21 protein-coding genes and 1 tRNA gene are annotated in these 25867 nt (G+C 29.5%); 6 read left to right on the top strand and 16 right to left on the bottom strand.

Going from position 1 to position 25867, the window contains the following annotated elements; translation table 11 throughout:
• Positions 1 to 218 precede the first annotated feature (218 nt).
• A complete protein-coding gene (locus M9400_RS00875; protein WP_250232556.1) occupies positions 219 to 2300 on the bottom strand; it encodes a M3 family metallopeptidase in 2082 nt (693 codons plus the stop codon).
• A gap of 196 nt (positions 2301 to 2496) precedes the next feature.
• Positions 2497 to 2570, bottom strand: a tRNA-Pro gene (locus tag M9400_RS00870).
• Positions 2571 to 2923: 353 nt separating this feature from the next.
• Here M9400_RS00870 and M9400_RS00865 point away from each other — a divergent pair.
• The gene (locus M9400_RS00865) at positions 2924 to 3541 is read left to right on the top strand and encodes a Fe-Mn family superoxide dismutase (protein ID WP_250232555.1); all 618 of its coding nucleotides are present in this window, start codon (positions 2924 to 2926) and stop codon (positions 3539 to 3541) included.
• A 162-nt stretch (positions 3542 to 3703) separates the two neighbouring features.
• Here the strand turns inward: M9400_RS00865 and glyS are convergent, their stop codons facing one another.
• The gene (glyS, locus tag M9400_RS00860; protein WP_250232554.1) at positions 3704 to 5788 is read right to left on the bottom strand and encodes a glycine--tRNA ligase subunit beta; all 2085 of its coding nucleotides are present in this window, start codon (positions 5786 to 5788) and stop codon (positions 3704 to 3706) included.
• 25 nt (positions 5789 to 5813) lie between these two features.
• Positions 5814 to 6728 carry a glycine--tRNA ligase subunit alpha gene (glyQ, locus tag M9400_RS00855; protein WP_250232553.1) on the bottom strand — a complete coding sequence of 305 codons (915 nt, stop codon included), beginning with the start codon at positions 6726 to 6728 and terminating at the stop codon, positions 5814 to 5816.
• A 441-nt stretch (positions 6729 to 7169) separates the two neighbouring features.
• Here glyQ and M9400_RS00850 point away from each other — a divergent pair, with 441 nt between their 5' ends.
• A complete protein-coding gene (locus tag M9400_RS00850) occupies positions 7170 to 8177 on the top strand; it encodes an AI-2E family transporter (RefSeq protein WP_250232552.1) in 1008 nt (335 codons plus the stop codon).
• 149 nt (positions 8178 to 8326) lie between these two features.
• Here the strand turns inward: M9400_RS00850 and M9400_RS00845 are convergent, their stop codons facing one another.
• The 3 genes from M9400_RS00845 to dnaN all read right to left on the bottom strand — a co-directional run bounded on the left by M9400_RS00845 (position 8327) and on the right by dnaN (position 12819).
• Positions 8327 to 8737, bottom strand: a complete 411-nt coding sequence (locus M9400_RS00845; protein WP_250232551.1) for an Hsp20 family protein — start codon at positions 8735 to 8737, stop codon at positions 8327 to 8329.
• 222 nt (positions 8738 to 8959) lie between these two features.
• On the bottom strand, positions 8960 to 11377 hold the full coding sequence (gene gyrB, locus M9400_RS00840) for a DNA topoisomerase (ATP-hydrolyzing) subunit B (RefSeq protein WP_250232550.1): 2418 nt from the start codon (positions 11375 to 11377) through the stop codon (positions 8960 to 8962).
• A 314-nt stretch (positions 11378 to 11691) separates the two neighbouring features.
• Complete coding sequence (gene dnaN, locus M9400_RS00835) at positions 11692 to 12819, bottom strand: DNA polymerase III subunit beta (protein ID WP_250232549.1); 1128 nt, start codon at positions 12817 to 12819, stop codon at positions 11692 to 11694.
• A gap of 318 nt (positions 12820 to 13137) precedes the next feature.
• On the opposite strand from dnaN, the gene rpmH reads away from it, so the two are divergent.
• The 4 genes from rpmH to mnmE all read left to right on the top strand — a co-directional run bounded on the left by rpmH (position 13138) and on the right by mnmE (position 17047).
• Positions 13138 to 13278: a 50S ribosomal protein L34 gene (gene rpmH, locus M9400_RS00830; protein ID WP_250232548.1), complete on the top strand. Its 141-nt coding sequence runs from the start codon at positions 13138 to 13140 to the stop codon at positions 13276 to 13278.
• Between the two features lie 29 nt (positions 13279 to 13307).
• Entirely contained in the window at positions 13308 to 13655 is a 348-nt protein-coding gene (gene rnpA, locus M9400_RS00825; protein WP_250232547.1) for a ribonuclease P protein component, read from the top strand.
• Positions 13634 to 15556: a membrane protein insertase YidC gene (yidC, locus tag M9400_RS00820; RefSeq protein WP_250232546.1), complete on the top strand. Its 1923-nt coding sequence runs from the start codon at positions 13634 to 13636 to the stop codon at positions 15554 to 15556. Before rnpA ends, yidC begins: the two co-directional genes overlap by 22 nt.
• 78 nt (positions 15557 to 15634) lie before the next feature.
• Positions 15635 to 17047, top strand: a complete 1413-nt coding sequence (gene mnmE / locus M9400_RS00815; protein WP_250232545.1) for a tRNA uridine-5-carboxymethylaminomethyl(34) synthesis GTPase MnmE — start codon at positions 15635 to 15637, stop codon at positions 17045 to 17047.
• Positions 17048 to 17282: 235 nt separating this feature from the next.
• On the opposite strand, the gene glmU is transcribed toward mnmE, so the two are convergent.
• From glmU to atpB, 9 genes are all read right to left on the bottom strand, one after another.
• A complete protein-coding gene (glmU, locus tag M9400_RS00810) occupies positions 17283 to 18671 on the bottom strand; it encodes a bifunctional UDP-N-acetylglucosamine diphosphorylase/glucosamine-1-phosphate N-acetyltransferase GlmU (protein ID WP_250232544.1) in 1389 nt (462 codons plus the stop codon).
• 118 nt (positions 18672 to 18789) lie between these two features.
• Positions 18790 to 19224, bottom strand: coding sequence for a F0F1 ATP synthase subunit epsilon (locus M9400_RS00805; RefSeq protein ID WP_250232543.1), 435 nt, complete (start codon positions 19222 to 19224; stop codon positions 18790 to 18792).
• A gap of 25 nt (positions 19225 to 19249) precedes the next feature.
• Positions 19250 to 20641 (bottom strand): F0F1 ATP synthase subunit beta, encoded by a 1392-nt coding sequence (atpD, locus tag M9400_RS00800; protein ID WP_250232542.1) that lies wholly within the window; start codon positions 20639 to 20641, stop codon positions 19250 to 19252.
• Between the two features lie 29 nt (positions 20642 to 20670).
• Positions 20671 to 21537, bottom strand: coding sequence for a F0F1 ATP synthase subunit gamma (gene atpG / locus M9400_RS00795; protein ID WP_250232541.1), 867 nt, complete (start codon positions 21535 to 21537; stop codon positions 20671 to 20673).
• A 34-nt stretch (positions 21538 to 21571) separates the two neighbouring features.
• Complete coding sequence (atpA, locus tag M9400_RS00790) at positions 21572 to 23113, bottom strand: F0F1 ATP synthase subunit alpha (RefSeq protein WP_250232540.1); 1542 nt, start codon at positions 23111 to 23113, stop codon at positions 21572 to 21574.
• 38 nt (positions 23114 to 23151) lie between these two features.
• On the bottom strand, positions 23152 to 23697 hold the full coding sequence (locus M9400_RS00785) for a F0F1 ATP synthase subunit delta (protein WP_250232539.1): 546 nt from the start codon (positions 23695 to 23697) through the stop codon (positions 23152 to 23154).
• Positions 23698 to 24180 carry a F0F1 ATP synthase subunit B gene (gene atpF, locus M9400_RS00780; RefSeq protein WP_250232538.1) on the bottom strand — a complete coding sequence of 161 codons (483 nt, stop codon included), beginning with the start codon at positions 24178 to 24180 and terminating at the stop codon, positions 23698 to 23700.
• Between the two features lie 59 nt (positions 24181 to 24239).
• Positions 24240 to 24479 carry a F0F1 ATP synthase subunit C gene (gene atpE / locus M9400_RS00775; RefSeq protein ID WP_250232537.1) on the bottom strand — a complete coding sequence of 80 codons (240 nt, stop codon included), beginning with the start codon at positions 24477 to 24479 and terminating at the stop codon, positions 24240 to 24242.
• A 54-nt stretch (positions 24480 to 24533) separates the two neighbouring features.
• Positions 24534 to 25346: a F0F1 ATP synthase subunit A gene (gene atpB / locus M9400_RS00770; RefSeq protein WP_250232678.1), complete on the bottom strand. Its 813-nt coding sequence runs from the start codon at positions 25344 to 25346 to the stop codon at positions 24534 to 24536.
• Positions 25347 to 25867: the final 521 nt, after the last annotated feature.

Raw genomic sequence — 25867 nt, 5'->3', positions numbered from 1 at the left:
TAACCATACAAACTTTGTATACAACTAAAGTAAATACAATACATTTATAAATCTATACCCTGATGACTTTTATGATAAATAATTTAAAATTAATAACACATCACCTTAAAAACAAAAATTTTTGCATATTAACAATAACAAAAACTTACACAAAACAATTTATTATACTTAATTTAAAGTATATCAATATATTAAAACCATATTGTATGAGTAATAAATTATAGTTGCATCAACAAATTATTATTATCTGCAGATACAGAAACCTTATAGTATCGTAACATAGATTCAATTGTCACTGCACTTTCACAGAATTCAATAAGACATTGTTTCAAATCAATAACTCCTCCTAATGCAATAATATTATTAAGAAATATTTTTCCTATTTCTGGACTAAGAATACCTGATTTTTTAAAACGATACCAAATATTGGATGCTAGCATATCTGCCCATAAATAACTATAATACCCTGCCCCATAATCGTCAGAAAAAATATGAATAAAAGAGTGAGGAAACCGCTCCCAATTTTTTGGAAAATTATGTGTCGATATTTTTTTTACTACTTCATTAAATACTTTTAATGCATTTCCTCGTTCTCCTGGAACATATTCATAGTGTACTCGTAAATCAAACAATCCGTATATCACCTGACGTAAAAGGTAAGACGATGATTGATATGTTTTTATTTTTAATAAATTATTTATTACACAATCAGGTAATGGTTCTTTTGTTTGATAATGCGAAGAAATTAATCGTAACACATCAGGTTCCCAACAAAATTTTTCCATGAATTGACTAGGTAATTCTACTGCATCCCAAGGTACTCCATTAATTCCAGATATTTCCGGAACATCGATGCGTGTCATAACATGATGCAATACATGTCCAAATTCATGAAATAAAGTAATTACATCGTTATGTGTCAACAAACATGACGATTTTTTATCGTCTAAACGGCTAAAATTACAAGTTAAGTATGCAATAGGTTTTTGACTAATGGCGTCTTTTCGATACATCATACCTACTAATTCGTCCATCCAAGCGCCTTCACGTTTATCTTTTCTAAGATAGAGATCTAAATAAAATCCTCCCATCCATTTATTTTCATCATCAAAAATATCAAAAAACCGTACATCAGGATGCCATGTTTCCACATTACAACGTTCTTTAATAAAAATTCCATAAATACGATTCACTACTAAAAACATGCCATGAAGCACTTTTTTTTCAGGAAAATAATAACGTAACTCTTCAGGAATAATAGAAAAAAGATATTGTTTTCGTTTCTCTCTATAATATGCAAGATCCCACGGATTTAAAGATACACAGGAATATTGTGTTTTAGCAAAATTTTTAATTTCTAAAAATTCCTTATATTCGTTATGACATATTTGAGTAGATAAACTTGTAAGAAAATTAAACGCTTGTTCTGGATTTTGTATCATTCTTTTCATTAAAGATTTTTCAAGATAATTATTAAATCCTAATATTTGCGCTAATTCATGACGTAATGCCAAAATCTCATCCATTATTATAGTATTATCCCACCTTCCGCTATTAGGTCCTTGATCAGAAGCACGAGTATTAAAAGCCCAATATAATTCTTCTCTAAGCACTTGGGTATCACAATATAAAATAACTGAAGAATAACTAGGATATTGTAACGTAAATAACCATCCTTTTTCTCCATGAGCTTGTGCTTCTAAACGAGCATTCTCTAATCTACCTTCTGGTATGCCAGATAGTACCTTCTTTTCAGTAATTAACTTACTCCAACCTAATGTTGCATCAAATACATTATTAGCATAACTTAAACTCAACCGTGACAGCCTAGAAGTTATGCGGATACATTTCTTTTTTTGATTCAGAGATAAATCAACTCCCGATAATCTAAAATTACATAAAATATTATTTATAACTTTTTTTTGTATTATACTTAATTGCTGATACGAGTCCCCATTTTGCAATAACTGATAAGATTTATATAAACCATAATGCTGATCGACCCAATTTTTATATTCAGATATAAGTAATAAGCTTTCTTCGTAAACTTTGCGTAATTCTAAGTTATGTTTTACAGAATTTAAATGTGCTATCGGAGACCAAGTACGTTGCAATTCATTTTCTGCGATCATTAATGGATAGTATAACGTATCCCAAGTTATATTTTCTTTTGATACAACTTGATCTACCGTGTTATAGCAATTAGTCAAAACCTGTTGTATCGATTCTTTTATATATTTTGGATCAATGGAAGAAAATAGAGGCAATACAAAAGAATGAAATAATGAATCGTTGTGCATACAATAAACCTGAACTTATAACTATGTTTCCCAATTTTATAAATTTTGCACTATATCAAAATATATATGACTTCATATATCCGATACGATAAATAATCGTTACCTGTTAAATAATTTTAATAAAAAATATCATTCACAATTATTCTATTAAAGATACAAAAATATTAAATAAAAATATGTTATTACTTATATCCTCTCGGTGAGGAAGGATTTGAACCTCCGACCTATACGTCCCGAACGTATTGCGCTACCAAACTACGCCACTCACCGTTCTATAATATAGAATATTTATTACTTTTACCAACTATAAACACAACAGATGAAAATTAAAACATTATTAATATAACCTAAATTAATAATAACATCATCGATCAAATATTTAAACTATAAACAAAAACACAAATAGCATCATCTAAATCATAAAATCACATTAACGCACTCTTTTAATAATAATATATAAAAATATATTATATATTTCTATTGCTGAGTGACATAAAAATGTTGTATAAGTTATACTTATCAATAAATTATCTAAAACAATATTGTTGTTTGTTATATATTTTAGTATTACTGATTTTTAAATTATTGTTCTAATATTTACGTAATCATGGAGAAATTTTATTATGAGTTTTACATTACCTTCTTTAACTTATCCATATAATGCTTTAGAACCATTTTTTGATGAACAAACTATGAAAATTCATCATACAAAACATCATCAAGCATATATTGATAATGCTAATGCAGCACTAATCGATTTACCTGAATTTTCTAATTTATCTATTATAGAATTAATACAAAAATTAAATAATTTACCTAATCAAAAAAAAACTATATTACGTAACAATGCTGGAGGCCATATCAATCATAGCTTTTTTTGGAAATTACTTAAAAAAAATACTACGCTTCAAGGATCATTAAAAGATGCAATAGAACACAATTTTTCAAGCATATCTTCTTTCAAAGATCGTTTCGAAAAAACCGCTATCAGTCATTTTGGATCTGGTTGGGTATGGTTAACAAAACAATATAATACTTTATCTATAGTATCTACTGCTAATCAAGATAACCCGTTAATGGGAACAGATGTCTCTGGAACAAATGGATACCCACTTCTTGGATTAGATATCTGGGAACACGCTTACTATTTAAAATACCAAAATCGTCGGTTAGATTATGTTAAATCTTTTTGGCATGTAGTTAACTGGGATGAAGTATCTGCACAATTTAACCAGGTATAAATATTGTTCATTCATTAATATATCAAATATTATAATATATTCAAGCATTTGCTCTTATACTAAAAATTTTGTTTATAAGTTTAAATGCTTGAATACGAAATTTTCGATCTGCACTTACCTTCACATAAACAACAAAAAATAACAAACATATATAACATAAGCTTAAAGATGTAGTAACGAAATATCTGCTACCTTTAAAAATAAATTTTTTACTTTATTTAATAAATTTAACCGATTAATTTGTACATTCTCATTCTTATCCATAATCATAACATTATCAAAAAACCTATTTACTGAGCTACATATCGTTATCATAACAACTAATGCATCGTAGTAACGATTCTGAGTACATAATTCCTGCAATTTCTTTTCCACTGAAATTACCTGCATAGCTAAATTAATTTCTTCTGGCATTTTAAACAAATAAAATTTGACATCATCACTGTATGATATTTTTTTTTTTGACACAATGTTCGATATTCTTTTATAAACTAAATTTAATTTAACATTTTCCTCCTTTTTTAATTTACAAAAATCAGTTATCGCTTCTATTCGAGCATTAACTTCTACTATACTAGAAGTCTCAACGCTTAACACTGCCCTTACTATATCTGATCTATAACCTCTTGTGGAATACCACGAAAACAAACGATTATGCATAAAATTATGAATATCGTTAATAACTACCGCATTAGTCAATTTTTCACCATATAATTCCACTGATTTTTGTATTAAAGATAACAAATTTAACGGTAATTTTTTATATATAAGAATACGTAATACTCCAATAGCAGATCTTTTTAAAGCAAATGGATCTCTATTACCTTTTGGAAATTCTTTAATCCCAAATATACCTGATATAGTATCTATTTTATCTGCAATAGATACAGCACAAGAAACATAAGTTGTAGGTAATTTATCTTCAGAAAATCGTGGTTGATAATGTTCTTGTTGTGCTATTGCTATTTTTTCTGATTCTCCGTCACGGCGAGCATAATACATTCCAATAGTACCCTGAGTTGAAGGAAACTCAAATACCATATTACTCATAAGATCGCACTTACATAAATATCCAGCGCGTTTTGCTTCTTGGATATCTGCATTTATTTGATTAGCTATCCAACCAGACAATTCTTCTATACGCCGACTTTTATCGCGTAAAGTACCAAGTTTTCTATGAAATAGAATAGAATTTAACTTAGGGATATAATCCTCTAAACGACATTTATTATCGTTTTTTAAGAAAAATTCTGCATCCATTAAACGTGGAGTTATTACATTCTCATGACCAATAATAATTTGTTCATAATTGTTTGAAATAGTATTTGCTACAAAAATAAAATATGGCAACAACTTACCATTAATAACATTATATACTGAAAAGTATCTTTGATCATATCTCATAATATGAAGTATTACTTCATACGGCAATTCTAAAAATTTCTTATTAAATCTACCAGAAAGAATTACAGGCCATTCTACTAAAGAAGTAACCTCTTCCAACAAATTATCATTCTGAATATCTACAACGCCTCCAAGTTTTTTTGCTTCTTTTTCTACTGCAGACTGTATAAAATTTTTACGTACAACATAATCCGCTATTACCCAACCGTTTTTAGTCAAAATATCTGGATAATCATCTGCATGCTCAAGAATAATTTTATCATCTTGCATAAATCTATTGCCACATAGCACTCGATTTGTTCGTATACCAAAAAAACAACCTTTAATAAGATATGTATCTAACAATATAGTTATAGTTCGTACAGGTCTAACAAATGGAATATCTATATCTCCCCAACGCATCATTGTGTAATTACTTAATTTTTCTAAAGCAGCACTAATTATTTCACAGAACAAATATTCATAATTTTTATATACTACTACATTATCATCATATTTTAATATTTCTTGAAAGTTATCAGTTTGCGTACTATCCTGAATATTCATTTTATTTTTTATAAAATTTTCTTGATTATATATATTTTTAACATATTTATTACATATATTATCATTATCTGTTCGATTGATTGATATAGTATTATCGTAACGATTTCCTTTCATTCTTATACTAGCCTTAACCGCTAAACGACATGCAGATGCAAACCAATTAGCCTGATCACAAGCAAAATTATTCTTTTTTAAACCACTAATAATCTGATAAAAAAAGTTTTTTCCCAATTTTTTTAAAAGTTTCGATGGCAACGATTCAGTACCAACCTCTACTAAAAAAGTATACTTTTTCATAATAAATTATTATCCTTGTGTTACATTATGATTTCTTTATACACATAGGGAATCCTAATTTTTTACGAGAGATGTAATAAGTTTCTGCTATCATTTTCGCTAACTTACGAATACGTAGAATATAATTTTTTCTTTCTGTAATAGAAATCAATTTTCTAGCATCTAATAAATTAAAAATATGTATCGCTTTTAAAATTCGTTCATATGCTGGGATAACCAATGGTTGCGCCATAGTAATTAAATTTTCTACTTCATTTTCATATTGACTAAAAATTCTAAACAAAAATTCAATATCCGTATGTTCGCAATTATAAGCTGATTGTTCTAATTCATTTTGACGAAACAAATCTCCATATGTAACTGCTCTTAGTGCACTATGCCCCCAAACTAAATCATAAATATTATTTACACCCTGTAGGAACAAAGCTAACCGCTCTAGTCCATAAGTTATTTCTCCTGTAACAGGCCTACATTCCAATCCACCTATTTGCTGAAAATAAGTAAATTGAGTTACTTCCATACCATTTAACCAAATTTCCCAACCCAAACCCCACGCTCCAAGAGTGGGATTCTCCCAATTATCTTCAATAAAACAAACATCATTTTTTATATAATTTATTCCAAGTGTTTTTAAAGAATCTAAATATAATCGCAGCATATTTTTGGGAGAAGGTTTCATAACCACTTGAAACTGATAATATTGCTGCAATCTATTTGGATTTTGGCCATACCGACTATCCATAGGACGACGAGATACTTGAACATAAGCAACTGCAGCAGGTTCTGGGCCAATAGCATTAAAAAAAGTAATAGGATGTGAAGTTGCTGCTCCAACTTCTATATCTAATGGTTGAGCTATGATACAACCACAACATCTCCAATAACTTTCTAATGCTTGTATTAATCCTTGAAAAGTGTTTGAGCTGTTATTATAGTGCATTTTATCTTATCTATTCAAAAAATTTCTACATTTCATATCTATAATAATATCAATTATTTCAACATTATTTATGATACAATTATACAGTGAAAACACAATTCATACTTACTGACAATAATTGTCACTATGTTACTAAAAATCTTTTAAACTAAAAACAAGCATATTTTTATACACATAAGAAATGAAAATATATCAACATCTATATTTTAATATTTATTAAGATTTATATGCTTTTCTTTTGTTGTGTACACATCCAATATTTATTAAAAGAATATCAATAAATTGTTTAAAATATGTTAATTTTACAATTAACTTTGAAAATATGCTATATGACAATCCAAAAATTAATATACATAAAATTATAAAACCTTTAAGTTACTTTAAATCTTGATAAGAAACTGTATGTTTCCAATACTTATATATATTATTAGGAAATAAAAAATGATTTCACAAGACACATCGATCATAATAATTTCTTATATAATAATGTTTACAGGTATAATGATTATTATACCATTAGGTTTATTTCCTTGCTTTTTTTCCGGATTTTTAACTTATGAAATTATAGTATCTTCCGCATCTTACTTTGAACGTTTTGTCGGAATCAATCGTGCTCGTTGGGCTGCTGTGATACTGATCACAATAAGTATTGCTGTTATCATAACTATAGGAATTATTAATTGTACTAATTTTTTTACAGAAGATATTAATAAGATTAGCATTTCTATTGAGATTAATCGGATTTTTTCTGATTTAAAAAAAAGACTCCCCGATTTCTTACCCTCTTTCTTACCGAATACTACTGAAGAACTAAAAGATCAAATATTTAATTGGATTGAATCGAACCTAATTCTTATCCGCAATATGGGGCATACTTTTCTTCACGGGTTTATCACTTTACTAATAGGACTAGTAATTGGTATCCTGGTGTCTTGTACTAAATCTACACAAAACCATACCAATAATACATATTTTACTATCCAACTATCAGAACGTATATACAACCTTTCTCAAGCATTTCGTAATATTGTTTTTGCTCAAATTAAAATTTCTTTAGTAAATACGTTATTAACATCTATTATGATTTTTATTTTGTTACCATTAATTGAAAAATCTTTGCCATTAGGCAAAACTTTAATTATTATCACTTTTATTTTAGGTATGTTACCAATTATAGGAAATCTTATTTCCAACATTATGATCACTATTTCTGCTTTATCTATTTCATTAAGCATTGGGATAATAATGTTTGTTTATTTGATACTAATTCATAAATTAGAATATTTTCTGAATGCTGAAATTATTGGAAACAGAATTAATGCTAACCCTTGGGAATTGATACTTTCTATGCTTTTTCTAGAAGCAATATTCGGTCTAGAAGGTTTAATAGCAGCTCCTATTTTTTATGCTTATTTAAAAATCGAACTACGCTTAAAAAAGCTAATTTAATATGTAAGTCTAAAAATACATTCTAGATAATTAACAAGCATCAAAACGAAAACGACAACCAAAATCAGGTTTTAATTCATTAATTCTACACAAAACCTGATTTTGGTCTTTTCATATACAATGATACAACAAAAAATATAATTACTTTACTATTTAATTTCTATACGTCTTGGTTTTAGTGTATCTGGTAATATTCGTTCCAAATGTATATAAAGAATCCCATATTCCAAATTTGCCCCTGTTATTTGGATATGCTCAGATAATTGAAATTTTCTTTCAAAATCATGCTCAGTAATACCTTGATACAAATAATTTTTAGAATCTTGATGAGAATCAACATGTATTCCTTTTATTACTAACATATTATCATGCATCGTGATATCCAATTCACTATTTGTAAAACCAGCTGCTACAATAGAAATACAATATTTGTGCTCACTAACCAATTCAACATTATAAGGTGGATAATTTCCATTACTCTGTCCAATTTCTAAAAAATTAACCAATCTGTCAAATCCAATGACAGAACCGTATAATGGCGAAAAATCAAAATTTCGCATTTATAATACTCCTAATAAAATGATTGCTAAATTTTATAAATATAAATATATTAATATTTAATGATTTATATCTGCCATACTGACATCACCATCTACATCACAACACTATGTATTCTTATGATATCAATTATATAAATTACACAATAATAAACTTATGTTAACAAACAATATAAAAACATGGTATATTGTTATACAGTGTAGCATAGATTTATCTCATATACATTAATAATCTATATTTGTTGCTTTCAACGCATTTTCTTCAATAAATGCACGTCTTGGTTCAACTAAATCACCCATAAGTGTGGTAAATAAATGATCAGCTTTTATCGCATCTTTTATTGTGACACGCAACATACATCTATTTTTAGGGTTCATGGTTGTTTCCCACAACTGATCTGGATTCATTTCACCTAGTCCTTTATAACGTTGCACTATTAACCCTTTTTTAGATTCTTGCATAAGCCACTCTACTGCTTGATCAAAAGAACAAACTTTTTTACGGTACAGCCTATATTCTATATATGCATCATCTGAAAGACATAATTCATTCATTTTTGTTCCAAAAGATACTAGTTTTCTATATTCATGACTTTTAATAAAATCCATACTTAATACATAATCTATATTTACCCCATATGTTCGTATACGTAATATCGGCTCGAAATATTCACGCTCATGATTTTTCAAAATAATAAAATCATAACTACTGCCATATTCTTCGAAATGACGCAACGATTTAACTAAGGATTCCATCCATGTTTCAACGCTTTCATAAGTATACCATTGCTCTTCGGATAAAACTGTATGATAAATCAATCTATTAAGTAATATCTTTGGGAATTGACGCTCCATACGAATAACTATTTTTCGCATCAAATAATATTCAAAAATCAATTGCTCTAATATTTTTCCTATTAAAGGAGGTGCATCAGAATTAACATAAAACCGAGCATTAACTACTGCCATTGATATTTGATATTTATTCATCGATTCTTCGTCTTTAAAGTATTGTTCCTTATGTCCTTGCTGTACTTTATATAAAGGAGGTTGTGCAATAAATATATGTCCTCTTTCAATAATTTCTGGCATCTGACGATAAAAAAAAGTCAATAACAAAGTACGAATATGAGCTCCATCAACATCTGCATCCGTCATAACTATAATATTATGATATCGTAATTTATCCGGATTATATTCGTTTGGACCAATTCCACATCCAAGTGCGGTAATTAATGTTACTACCTCTTGAGAGGTCAACATTTTATCAAAACGTGCTTTTTCAACATTCAATATTTTACCTTTAAGCGGTAAAATTGCTTGGTTTTTACGATTTCTACCTTGCTTTGCAGAACCACCAGCAGAATCTCCTTCTACTAAATATAATTCAGAATAAGCTGGATTTTTTTCTTGACAATCAGCTAATTTTCCTGGCAGTGTTGAAAAATCTGATAATCCTTTACGACGTGTCAAATCCCTAATTTTTCGTGCTGCTTCTCGAGCACGAGCTGCTCCTATGACTTTATTTATTATATTCTTAGAATCTACCGGATTCTCTAAAAAAAATTCAATCAATTTTTCATAAATTAATGACTCAACGGCAGTTTTCACTTCTGATGAAACTAATTTATCTTTAGTTTGAGAAGAAAATTTTGGGTCTGGTATTTTAATAGATAATATAGCAACTAATCCTTCTCTAGCGTCATCTCCTATAGTAACAACCTTGACTTTTCTATTATATCCCTCTTTATCCATATAGAAATGCATCGTCCTTGTAATGGCAGCTTTTAACCCTGCTAAATGAGTTCCACCATCCTTCTGTGGAATATTATTAGTAAAAGAATATATTTTTTCTTGAAAGTTATCGTTCCATTGTAACGCAACTTCTATACTAATTTCTCCTTTGTTTCCCAAGCAATGAAATATATTGGGATGAATTGGTATTTTATTAATACTCAAATATTGTACAAAAGCTTCTATTCCACCTGCGCAACAGAAATTTTCTTTTTTATTATTACGGCAATCATTTAAAATAATTGAAATTCCAGAATTCAAAAATGATAATTCTTGAAAACGTCTCGCTAAAATATCATATTGAAATTCAGTTTTATTTGTAAATATTTTAAGACTTGGCCAAAAACGTACTGTAGTACCGCTTTGTTCGCTATTTCCTATAATTTCTAAAGGTGATCGTGGTTTTCCTTCATGATACATTTGCTTGTAGATTTTAAAATCTCTTTTTATTACTAATTCTAACCGTTCTGACAATGCATTTACCACCGATACTCCAACACCATGCAATCCTCCTGACACTTTATAATTACTATTATCAAATTTCCCTCCGGCATGTAATACAGTCATAATCACTTCAGCTGCAGATACTCCTTCTTCCTCATGTATACCTGTAGGAATACCACGTCCATCGTCCTGAACTGACACTGAATTATCTTGGTGAATTGTAACAACTATTTTTTGACAATAACCCGAAATAGCTTCATCAATAGCATTATCCACTACTTCAAACACCATGTGGTGCAATCCTGTTCCATCATCAGTATCTCCGATATACATCCCAGGACGTTTTCGTACCGCATCTAATCCCTTTAATATCTTAATACTTGAAGAATCATAAGCGCTCAACATGACCTTATTCCTGCATAATGCACATATAATATAAATTAATAGTCATAAATATACATATCAAAGATAGTCATCATCGAATTATTGTTATTTTTACAAATTGCGGCGTATCTAATGTATAAATAACTATTTTCATATCTCCCGGTACCCTATTTACATAATAATGAACACAAATTTACATTAAGCAATTTTTTAAATTTAAATATATAATTATATATGCAGATTATTTATTGTGATTGTACCATTAACTATACACTCAAAATTTAACACACATCTCAATATTAAAATACATGTTAGCTTATAATCTGTAAATCGTTTTATACTCGAACAGGCATAACAATATAAGTTGCGTCATAACGTTTCTCCGTGCCTTCAATCTGCACGCTGGATATCTCGTTTGTAAAAAAAAACCGTAAAATTTGTATACCTACCATTACATTAAGCACATCAATCAAATAATCTACATTAAAAGATATTTTGATATCTTCGCCTGAATATAAAACATCTAAAATTTCTTCTGACGCCTCATATTCAAAATTATGTGTAGTTATTTTTAATTGATTAGTGATTAATTCAAACTGAACAGTACGAAGTTTTTCATTAGAGAGAATTGCTGCACGTTTTAAAGCATGTTTCATGATATCACATGATACCTCTAACATGTTTTTTGGTTGTTTTAAAAAAACATCATGACAATTTGGAAATACAGCATCAATCAATTTAGAAGTAAAAATATAATTATCCATCTGCACACGAATACTATTATTATTTGTTTGAATATTTACTAATTTTTTTCCAATATTTAATAAACGTAGAATTTCAACAATTCCTTTACGAGGTATAATAATTGCCTGATACGGTAACAATGAGTCTACAATGGTTTTACAACTTGCTAAACGATGTCCATCCGTCGCTATAATACGTAAAGTATGTTCCTTGGTTTCAAAAAATATACCATTTAGGTAATAACGCGCATCTTGCTGACCCATAGAAAATTGAGTTAATTCAATCATTTCTTTCAAAGTAGATTGCGATATAATTAACTTTATTCTATTATCCCATTCTTCTAATTTAGGAAAATCTGATGCAGGAAAAGTAGACAAAGAAAATGTGCTATATCCAGAACAAATAATTAATTTATTACCTTTTAACATGATAGAAATTTTTGATAATCCAGGTAAACTACGACAAATTTCAAAAAGCTTACGCCCTGGTGCCGTAATAGATCCGACAGGATATTTATCTCCTAACATCACTTTAACTGTTATTTCTATTTCTAAATCTGTGGCAGTAATATATAAACAATCATCATTAATTTCTAATAACACATGAGTTAAAACGGGCATCCTTGGCCGCCCGCTAATAATACTTACAACCTTTTGCAAAGGTTGATACAAAGACGTCCTGCTTATTGTAAAATTTATAGTAGATTTATTGGACAACATTTTAATTAATTACATAATAATCATTTACATTGAAACCACAGTTCATTATACACTATATAATAGTATATTAAATTACAAATATAAACTCATTAATAATGATATTAAGACATATGTCATATGTTAAAATAACTAATTATCTTCTACTAACATTATTCTAACAAAATCCATTACCTATAAAAATAACAATATAAATTTTTTAAATGTTTTTGACTTTTTATATAGTATCCTATAACATAAAAGACTGATTCCGCATAAGATGACTAAATCAATGATCAAGAAATTATATTTTATTATTAAGTAACATACAAGAATTTAAATATGAAACGCACCTTTCAGCCTTCCATATTAAAACGCAATAGAACACACGGATTTCGGATAAGAATGTCAACGAGACAAGGCCGTCGAGTATTATCAAGACGTAGGTCTAAGGGACGTGTTCGATTGGTTGTATCTGTTTAGATATTGAATAGAACTGTTAATGTAACTAAATGAATAGAAAATTTTTACCTAAACGGGCACGACTGTTGACTGTAAATGAATTTGTTTTTGTATTTAAAAACCCAGAACGTATTAAAACAACCGGAATCACTTTGTTTAGTAGGCCCAACCAACTAGGATATCCCCGTATTGGGCTAGCTGTGTCCAAGAAATATGTTAAACACGCTTACGAACGAAATAGAATTAAAAGACACATGCGTGAAACTTTTCGTATCAACCAGCATAATTTATTATCTAAAGACTTTGTGCTAACTATTAACTCAAAAGAAATTATTCGTTTTAAAAATAACGCATTGATAAAAGAGCTTGAAAAGTTATGGTATCACCATTTGTATTAATAGAAAAAATAATAATATGGTTGATACATGGATACCAAATCAGTGTCAGTCCCATACTAGGCCATCATTGTCGTTTTCAAATAACATGTTCTCAATACGGGATCGAATCAATACGTAAATTTGGAGTGCTACAAGGTAGTTGGATGACATGTATTCGCATATTACAATGCCATCCTTTAATTTTAAATAACAATGAAGATTTTATGTCTTCTTCATATTCACATATTCAGGGCATAATAAACATGGACTCGCAACGTAATTTCTTTGTGATAGCTTTTTTAATTATGTCGTTTATACTGTGGCAAACATGGCAAACGGAATATCATCAAAGAACTAATTTTCAAAAAACTGATATACATGACAACACATATCCACTCATTCACTCAGAAAGTAATAACAACATACAATATATGCACGATAAAAGTCATGTAATTACAGTAAAAACAGATGTGCTTCTACTTAAGATAAACACTTATGGAGGAGATATCGAAGAGGCATATCTAACAAATTATTTAAAAAACATAAACTCTAAGGAACCTTTTCCCCTATTAAATACTTCACAAGATTTTATATACCAAACTAATAGTGGGATAATAATTAAAAATATACCGAACCCCCCATTTCACGATAATAAACTACTATACACTACTGAACAAGATCAGAATTTATTTATTCTACCAAAAAATAAAAATAAACTACAACTCACTTTAATTCATCATGCTACCAATGGTATCACTTACGCTAAGAATTATATTTTTAACAGGAATGATTATTCTATACATGTATATTATACCATAAAAAATATGAGTGATCATCCATTAACAGTTAAATTGTTTGGAAATTTAGTGCAATCTATACATTATCCTAAATCATATGATGATAACAATAATGGAGACAATTTTCCTCTATATTCCTATCGAGGACCGGCATATTCTACTGATAAACAAAAATACCAAAAATATAGCTTCAAAGATATAAAAAATATGAATTTAAATATTCACACTTCTAACGGGTGGATAGCAATGTCTCAAAAATATTTTGCGACAGCTTGGATCCCTCTTACTCAGGGAAGTAATACTTTTTATACTACTTATCATAAAAACGATAGTGTTTCTATAGGTTTTCGATCTGATTCAATATTTATTCCTGTAGGAGAGCAAGGCGAATTAAAGTCTATATTATGGATGGGACCAAAAAGTCAAGAAAAAATGAAAACAATAGCTCCAAATTTAGACTTAATGATCGACTATGGATGGTTGTGGTTTATTTCTCAACCATTATTTAAATTATTGAGTTTTATTCACAACTATATAGAAAATTGGGGTATATCTATTATCATCATAACATTAATTATACGCCTAACCATGTATCCATTAACTAAAGCACAATACACTTCTATGGCAAAAATACGTTTGCTGCAACCTAAATTATTTGCAATACAAGAAGAATACAAACATGACAAATATCAATATCATCAAAAAACTATAGCATTATATAAAGAAGAAAAAGTAAACCCATTAGGAGGGTGTTTACCTCTACTAATTCAAATGCCTATATTCTTAGCCTTGTATTATATGTTATCAGGGTCCGTAGAATTAAGACATGCTAAATTTGGCTTCTGGATCCATGATTTATCTGCTCAAGATCCTTGTTATATATTGCCAATAATAATGGGAATCACTATGTTTTTTATACAAAAAACGTCACCTACCACTATTACTGACACGATGCAAAAAAAAATGATGACTGTTATGTTAATAATTTTTACTATATTTTTTTTATGGTTCCCATCTGGTTTAGTATTATATTATATAGTAAGTAATGTAATTACCATTATTCAACAACAAATAATTTATCAAGGGTTAGAAAAAAGAGGATTACACAATCAAAAAGATTCTTAAAAATTAATAAGAACATGATTTTTAACATGAGATATTTTTCTATTTTAATATTTGTGTTGTCAAAATGACTAAAAATTTATGCATTACATAACGGATACAATTGTAGCTATTTCTACACCTCCAGGACATGGGGGTATTGGGGTTATACGAATATCTGGAAATTCAGTTCCTGAAATTGTTCCTAAATTATTAGGAAAAATACTCGAACCTAGAAAAGCAGAATATTTACCATTTTTGGATACAGACGGATTCGTATTAGACAAAGTAATAGCCTTATTTTTTCCTGAACCAAATTCTTTTACAGGAGAAAACATACTAGAAATCCATGGACACGGTGGTCAAATGATTTTAGATGTATTGTTAGAACGTATTTTAAAAACATCTTCTGATATTCGAATAGCACATCCAGGAGAATTTACCAAACGAGCATTCTTAAATAATAAAATAGATCTCATACAAGCAGAAGCGATCGCCGATATTATTGATGCTTCTTCACATCAGGCTGCAAAATCGGCATCGAATACCCTACAAGGAACCTTTTCTCGTAAAATACATATAATTTTAAAGAAACTTACTAATTTACGTACACACATAGAAGCATCTATTGACTTTTCAGAAGAAGTAACTAATGTATTACCATTTAATAAAATTAAAAAAAAATTAAAAAATATTATAAATGACATGCAACAAGTATACGAATCAACCTGTCACGGTGTGTTGTTGCGTGAAGGAACAAAAATAGTAATTGCTGGCAACCCAAATGCAGGAAAATCTAGTTTATTTAATGCATTAATTGGCATTAATAGAGCCATTGTAAGCACGATATCGGGAACGACACGAGATACATTACATGAATCTATTCAATTAGATGGAGTAACGTGCCATATTACCGATACTGCTGGATTACAAAAAAATAGTAATAATGAAATCGAACAAATTGGAATAAAACGCGCATGGAACGAATTAAATAACGCAGATCATATTTTATGGGTAATTGATTCTAATGATGATTCGAATAGAAAATATAACATTACATTAAAATATGTAGAAGAAATATTATTTGTTAAAAATAAAAAAATCCCCATTACAATTATACGTAATAAATCTGATTTAACCAAGGAACAAATTGGAATTAGCAAAGTAAATAATTATACATGTATCACCTTGTCGGCTTTATTTGATGATGGAACAGATTTATTACGAAAACACTTAAATACTCATATAAAATATAAACAACAAAAAAAATATTCTTATAACTTGACTGAAAACCAAGGAAATTTTATTGCTCGTAGGCGCCACCTAAATTCCCTTGAAAAGACTTCTAAATATCTTTTATCTGCTCAAAATCAATTATTATCTATTATGACTATCAATGAACTTTTTGCTGAAGATCTTAGATTAGCACACAACGAACTAAGTAAAATTTTTGGAAAATTTACTTCTGAAGATTTATTAGATAAAATTTTTTCCACATTTTGCGTTGGAAAATAATCACTTCATAAATTTTATAAAAAATTGTATAATTTTTTTATAAATATAAACTTAACACTATTACTTTTTCAGTACATAATAACTTGAAAACCAGTATATACGTAATTGTTATATATTCAAATACACATACTTTAAAACATAAATATACGATGAGATTAATGTCAAAATACAAAATTATAATAAAATATTTTGTATGATACACGACCCTTAAATAAACAAAACAAAACAATAGGGTCTATTTTTTATTTTTTGATCGCTTCCAATTCAAAATAGAAAACTGGCGTATTCTACTGATAATAGTTTCACCAGCCGGCACATCTTGAGTTACTGTAGTTCCAGCACCAATAGTTGCATTTTTTCCAACAATTATTGGAGCTACCAACTGACTATCAGCTCCAATAAAAACACCATCTCCAATAACAGTATGATGTTTCTTAATGCCATCATAATTACAAATAATTGTTCCAGCTCCAATATTTACCTGTGCGCCAATTTCTGCATCACCTAAATAACTAAGATGTCTAACTTTTGATTGTTTACCCAATTGAGTATTTTTTATCTCAACAAAATTTCCTACATGACTGTTTTCTTTTAATTCAGTTCCTGGTCTTAATCGAACAAATGGTCCGATATTACTCTGAATACTTATTTTTGCGCTTTCAATAATTGAAAACGGATATATCACTACATCGTCTTCAATCTCTGTATCTTTCAATATACAATTTGCTCCTATTCTAACTCTATTCCCTAAAGAAACATCTCCTTCAATAATCACATTTACATCAATATATACATCTTTTCCACACACTAATGTTCCTCTTAAATCAAATCTATTTGGATCGGATATTACTACTCCTGATGATAACAAACCTTGTGCTTGTCTCTGTTGATATTGTCTCTCTAAAGACACTAAATCTGATTTACTATTTACTCCCATGATTTCAAACGTATCATAAGGATGAATAGTGCGTATAATATAACCTGATTGATGAGCTATCTGAATTATATCTGTTAAATAAAATTCATTCTTTGATCTATGAATTGTTAATAAGTTTAACCAACGCTTTAAATTTCCAGAAATAGCAATAAAAATACCAGTATTCACTTCTTTTATTTTTTTATGATCATCATTATTTATATCATCATGTTCTATTACATTAATAACACCACCTTTTTGGTTTCGTACAATACGTCCATACCCATGTGGATTAGATAATGTAGCTGTTAACATACTTATATCACACTGCGATTTAATAGTATGCAGTCGTTGTAATGTCTTATAGGAAATAAAAGGGACATCGCCATACAAACAAAGGATTTCTTCTCTATCACTGATGATAGATAATGCTCTCTGCGCAGCATTTCCAGTTCCAACAAGCTCATGTTGCAATATCCAATGTACAGGAACTTTATATTGATCTGTATTAATTTTTTCCATTATTGTTTCACCTTTATAGCCATATACTACATATACGCACTGAACCCCTGCCTGCACTACAGAATCAATTAAATGTTGTAATATACACTTTCCACCAATTTGATGTAGCGATTTTGGTATATCAGATAGCATCCTATTACCTCTACCAGCAGCAAGAATAATTGCACTAAAACTAAGATATGACATAATTTATATATCTCTTTTATTTTTTATTTATGAAATAAATTTCTTTACGCAATCACAATATACGATTACATTTATATACATAAAATTTTTTAATATAACATTATATTATAATTATATATTATATATGCTTATTTTTTTTAGTTAATTCAATCAATCTAAGTTTTGCAATAGCTTTGGATATTTCTGAAGCAATTTTAATGTAATCTACATCATCATTATGACGTAAGTTTTTAATTTGTTTTTCAGCCTCATGTTTCGCTTCTTCAGCTTTTTTTTCATCTAATTCTTCAGCACGAATAGCTGTATCTGCCAATATTGTTACTATATTTTTTTGAACTTCAAGGATACCCCCGGATATATATACATATTCTTCATCATCACATAACTTTACTATACGCAACACTCCTGGCTTGATCGACGTAAGCAACGGAGCATGACCTGGAAAAATGCCCATTTCACCTTCAATACCTACTACTTGAATTTTCTGAACTACACCAGAAAATATCTGACTTTCAATAGAAACAACAGTCAAATGATAAGTATTTACAGACATATGCATACCTTATACATGTTAAATTTTAAAGAGTTTTATTTTTTTCTATAACTTCTTCAATAGTTCCTACCATATAAAATGCTTGTTCCGGAATATGATCATATTTTCCTTCTATAATCTCTTTAAATCCTTGGATGGTGTCTTTTAAAGAAACATATGTACCGGAAAATCCTGTAAATACTTCAGCAACAAAAAAAGGTTGTGATAAAAACCGTTGTATTTTCCGCGAACGTAGAACTATCAATTTATCTTCTTCTGATAATTCATCCATACCTAAAATAGCAATAATATCTTTAAGCTCTTGATAACGTTGTAAGATTGATTTAACATCTCTAGCAACATCATAATGTTCTTGTCCTACAATAAGTGGATTTAATTGTTGGCTATTAGAATCTAATGGATCTACCGCAGGATAAATACCAAGAGCGGCAATTTGACGACTTAAAACTATAGTTGCATCTAAATGAGAAAAAGTGGTAGCAGGAGATGGATCTGTAAGATCATCTGCAGGGACGTACACTGCTTGTACAGAAGTAATTGAACCTAAATTTGTGGAAGTAATGCGTTCTTGTAACATACCCATTTCTTCTGATAATGTCGATTGATATCCTACTGCTGATGGAATACGGCCTAACAACGCAGATACTTCAGTCCCAGCAAGAGTATAACGATATATATTATCTATAAACAACAATACGTCATATCCTTCATCTCTAAATTTTTCCGCCATAGTAAGACCAGTTAAAGCCACGCGTAATCTGTTTCCGGGTGGCTCATTCATTTGACCATACACCAAAGCAACTTTATTTATAACATGAGAATTTACCATTTCGTGATAAAAATCATGACCTTCACGAGTGCGTTCTCCAACACCAACGAATACTGAATAACCGGAATATTCTACAGCAATATTACGAATAAGCTCCATCATATTAACAGTCTTTCCAACTCCTGCTCCTCCAAAAAGACCAATTTTACCTCCTTTAGCAAATGGACACATTAAATCAATTACTTTAATACCAGTTACTAAAAGCTCTTGGCTAGTAGATAATTCAGAATAAAGCGGAGCAGATCTATGAATAGACCGTTTTTCTTTCTCTTTAATCGGCCCTTTCATATCAATTGGTTCACCTAACACATTTACTATACGACCTAAAGTCCCTTTTCCTACTGGAACTTCAATAGAACGTTTTAAATCAATTGCTACTAATCCACGACGTAATCCATCTGTATTTCCCATAGCTATACAACGTACTATACCTCCACCTAATTGTTGAGCTACTTCTAATATCAATTTTTTATTAAATGTATCATCAGTACATACTTCAAGTGCATGATATACAGTAGGTACTGCATTTTGCTTAAACACAACATCAACCACCGCTCCAATAACCCGGATTATTTTCCCAGAATTCATATTAATCACACCCCTAACTATCTTATCATTTACATTACAGAAAATCCTGAAACAACTTCTATTAACTCCTCTGTAATTTTAGTTTGTCTAACTTTATTGTAAAATAACTTTAGATCATTAATAATAACCTCTCCATTATCTGAAGCAGTCTTCATTGCCACCATTCTAGCAGATTGTTCACTAGCTAAATTTTCCAATACTCCTTGATAGATTTGTGATTCAATATATCGCTGTAATAAATTATTCAATAATATTCTAGAATCTGGTTCATATAAATAATCCCAATGTTGATTTTTTAATACAACTTTATCATCAGGAGCAATTGGTAAAATCTGTAAAATTTGAGGAACTTGAGATAAAGTATTAACAAATTTATTATATGCTAAATACAATCTATCTACTTTATTTTCATTATATAATTGCAACATCACTCTGACTGAACCGATTAAATCTGACATTTGAGGGATATCTCCAATTCCACAAATGCAGCTAACTATCTTTGTCTGTTTTATATAATTCAAAAAAGAAGCAGCTTTAGACCCAATAACTGCTAATTTAATAGATGTTCCCGCATTATTCCACTTACTGAAATCACGTAATAACCTTCTAAATAAATTAATATTTAATCCTCCTGTTAATCCTCTATCCGTTGAAATCACCCAATAACCAACAGATTGAATATTTCGTTCTTCAAAATAAGAGTGTTTATATTCTAATGTTCCTAAAGCAATGTGATTAATAACTTTACGTATAGTTTCTGCATACGGTTGACTTACTAACATACGTTTTTGAGTTTTATGAATTTTAGAAGCAGAAATCATCTCCATAGCTTTAGCAATCTTTTGTATGTTTCGAACACTGTCTATCTTCCCACGTATCTCTTTTGTGCTAGACATGTTTTCTCATTCCACAATAATAATGCGGTTGAATTTACCAGGATTGATGTGATTTAAAGGTTTTAAGAATATTTTTGAATTTATTTTCAATATTTATATCATATATACCATCATGGTCGATTATTTTCATAAGTTCCTTTTCTTCATAAGTCATATATAATATTAATGCAGATTCAAAATCACTTATTTTTGATACTTCAACATCTTCTAAATAACCATGTATCACTGCAAATAAAACAATAGATTGACATGAAAGAGGCATAGGTGCATATTGTTTTTGTTTTAATAATTCAGTAACTCTTTGACCATGTTTTAATTGTTTTTGTGTAACTTCATCTAATTCTGAAGCAAACTGAGAAAAAGCAGCTAGTTCGCGATATTGAGCTAAAGCGGTACGAATTCCACCAGATAACACCTTCATAATTTTAGTTTGAGCAGATCCTCCAACTCGAGATACTGAAATTCCTGGATTTACTGCAGGACGAATTCCTGAATTAAATAAATGAGATTCCAAGAAAATCTGACCATCAGTAATAGAAATTACATTAGTTGGGATAAACGAAGAAACATCTCCAGCTTGAGTTTCAATAATAGGTATTGCAGTCAACGAACCAGTTTTTCCTGTTACTTTCCCATGAGTACATTGCTCAACATAATCAGAACTGACTCTCGATGCTCGTTCTAATAAACGAGAATGTAAATAAAATACATCTCCTGGATACGCCTCTCGTCCAGGAGGACGTCGTAACAATAAAGAAATTTGACGATAAGCTATTGCTTGTTTAGAAAGATCGTCATATATAATTAAGACATCTTCTCCACGATCTCTAAAATACTCTCCCATAGCGCATCCAGCATAAGGAGCCAAATATTGTAATACAGCAGACTCAGAGGCAGATGCAAGAACCACAATAGTATTAGCTAAAGCATGATGCTGCTCTAATTTTTTTACAACACTAGCCACGGTCGTTGCTTTTTGACCAATAGCAACATAAATACACTTAACTCCACTATAACGTTGATTAATAATAGTATCAATTGCTAATGCAGATTTTCCAGTTTGTCGGTCCCCTATAATTAATTCACGTTGACCACGCCCAATAGGAACCATAGAATCAACAGATTTATACCCGGTTTGAATTGGTTCATCTATTGATTTTCGATCTATTACACTGGGTGCGTTAGCTTCTACCGGAAGATAACACGAACATTGTACTGCTCCTTTATTATCCACAGGCATACCCAATGTATTTACTACTCTTCCTAATAATTCCGTTCCAACAGGCACTTGTAATATATTTCCTGTACACTTTGCCACCATTCCTTCGGATAAATTTAAGTATGAACCCATAACTACAGCGCCAACAGAATTACGTTCTAAATTTAATGCTACAGCGAACTGATTTGATGGAAGAGCAATCATTTCACCTTGCATGATATTTGTTAAACCATGTATATGAATTACCCCATCTCCTACAGCAGTAATAGTACCCTCATTGCGAGTCTCATACGTTATATCAAATTGAGCAATACGCCGCCTAATTAATTCACTAATTTCATTTGAATTTAATTGCATGATTTTATTTGCACCTAAAGGAATAAAATTAAAAAATATTAAGATTGTAGTATATGATTTAAACGTAAAATACGTCCACGTATGCTTCCGTCAATAATAGTATCTCCAACACGAATCACCACACCAGCTAGCATGCCTTTATCAATTTTATGCACTAAATTTACTTTTTTAGATAAACGCCTGGTCATTACATCAGAAATTTTATTTAACTGTCTACAGTCTAAAGGAGAAACAGAGATAATTTCTATTTCTATAGTACCCATGTGTATAGCACATATGTTTACAAACTCTTTAAAAACAATTGGTAATAACGGTAATCGATTATTTTCTGCCATAATGTAAATTATATTTTTACTAAAATTATCAATTTTCTTTTTTTGATAATCTTCACAAATAGCAATAAATATATTTGATAATTTTTTTGATTCTAAATATCTAAAAAATAAAGATTTTACTAAACTATGCTGACTTATCTTAGAAAATAAATTAAGAATTGATTCCCATTTTATTATATTTTTATATGCTACAGCTACATTAAATATAGCCACTGCATATGTATGGGCAATAACAACCTCACTAGACATTTAATCCTCATATGATAATGTGTTAATGATCTTATTTATAATATTTATATCAACTAGTTCATTGATAGAATGTTCTATAATCTTTTCTGCCCCTTCAACCGCAATCTTACTCATTTGCTTTCTTAATTCATCAGCAACAGATTTTCTTTCATAAAGGATCTGTTTTCGTGCTTGAGATAACATTCTATTTTGCTCTTTTTCTGCCTCATGTTTGGCTTCATCAATAATTTGTATTTTGCATTTATTCGCTTGTTGTATAATGTCTTGAGCTTTAACCCGAGCCTGTGCTAAACAAAGCAAGGCTTTAGCATGAGCGCGTTCAGATTCAATTTTAGTATGATTGGCAGAAGTTAAATTATCAGAAATTTCTTTTTGACGTTTTTCAATAGTAGACATAAATGGATACCATACATATTTCATACAAAACCAAACAAATAAAACAAACGAAATAGATTGACCCAATATTGTTGCATTAATATTCACAGTACCAATCCCAACATCTAATAATCAATAACAAATAATACATCCATAGATTTTAATTGTTAAACCGCAGAAAACATTACATACAAACCAAGGCCTACGGTAATCATAGGTATTGCATCAACTAATCCCATAACAATAAAAAATTGAGCACGAAGAATAGGAATAAGATCTGGCTGACGCGCAGCACCTTCTAAAAATTTACAACCCAAAATACCAATACCAATGGCCGCTCCAATTGATGCTAATCCCATCATTATTGCCGCAGCTATATACAACATATCAAAACTTAAATGTTCCATAAAACCTCCTATCTACAATCTTTTGTGTTATAATAATTGTTATTAGCATCTATTTCAACACGGATCATGAGCTGTAGACAAATAAATTACTGTCAATACCATAAAAATAAAAGCTTGTAATATAATAATTAAAATGTGAAAAACAGCCCAAGGCAAACTTAATACCCATTGGCCCCACCATGGTAACAACCCAGATATCAAAATAAAAATCAACTCCCCAGAATACATATTGCCGAATAATCTAAGACTAAGTGATACTGGTTTAGATAATAAACTAATAATTTCAAGAATTAAATTAACAGGAATACATAATGGATAATTAAATGGATGGTATGTTAATCCTTTAATAAATCCACGCATACCATTAGTATAAATGTTATAATATACAATAAGTATAAACACATTCAAAGCTATTGAAGAAGTGATGTTTATATCAGCAGACGGCACAACACGCAAAAAAGGTAATCCAAATGTAAGTTTTGCCATATAAGGTAATAAATCTACAGGAAACAAATCCATAGTATTCATTAAGCAAACCCAAACAAAAATAGTCATAGACAACGGCGCGATTAATTTGTTTTTACCATGAAAAATATCTTTTACATTACTATCAACAAATAATATTATCAGTTCCATAAACGTTTGTATTTTTGTGGGAACACCACAAGTTGCCATTTTAGCAACGCGCCCAAAGATTAATAAAAACAAAACGGCTAATAGCGTTGAGAAAAATATAGAATCTACATTTAACACCCAAAAAGAGGAAATCTTTTCTGCATCCATCCATAAAAAAGTATTTAAATCAAGTTGTAGATGATGCAAATGATGTCCAATATATTCCTGAGAAGTGTTTTTTACTTCTAACATAAACCACCTGTCAAAAACATTACTTACCATATATCATAAAGTTTTATGATACTCTTATCTAATACTAATTGGATCTTGTGATACATAACCAATTATAACAATATATAACATACTAAAAAATGATCTTATAAAACGTTTACTATTTAAAATAAAATATCTAGATTCAATTTTTATACAAAACTAAATGCCCACAAACAACCACAAACACCAACTTACTTGAATAAATCCATGATCGTCGACATACCGAAATCAGTTGTACACAATACATTAAACTAATTTACCTATTTATAATAATACACTATACACGTATCAAAAAAGACAAATACTGAACAATATAATTCCTCCATTCACAAATATTAATATACATTTTTATTTTCTGTAGATTATACAAAACCAAAAACCTACTATCGCATCAAATAAATCCCAGTATAATCCCCTTTCTTTTTAAATATCTAAATATAATGAGATTAACTCAAACCATATATGCCAGCATCATCTCTCTATAAAATAATTTATAAAAA

It is taken from the genome of Blochmannia endosymbiont of Camponotus sp. (assembly GCF_023586085.1).
Taxonomy (GTDB): domain Bacteria; phylum Pseudomonadota; class Gammaproteobacteria; order Enterobacterales; family Enterobacteriaceae; genus Blochmanniella.
Note: the sequence above shows the minus strand (reverse complement) of the source record. Positions and strands in the feature narration are given on the sequence as shown.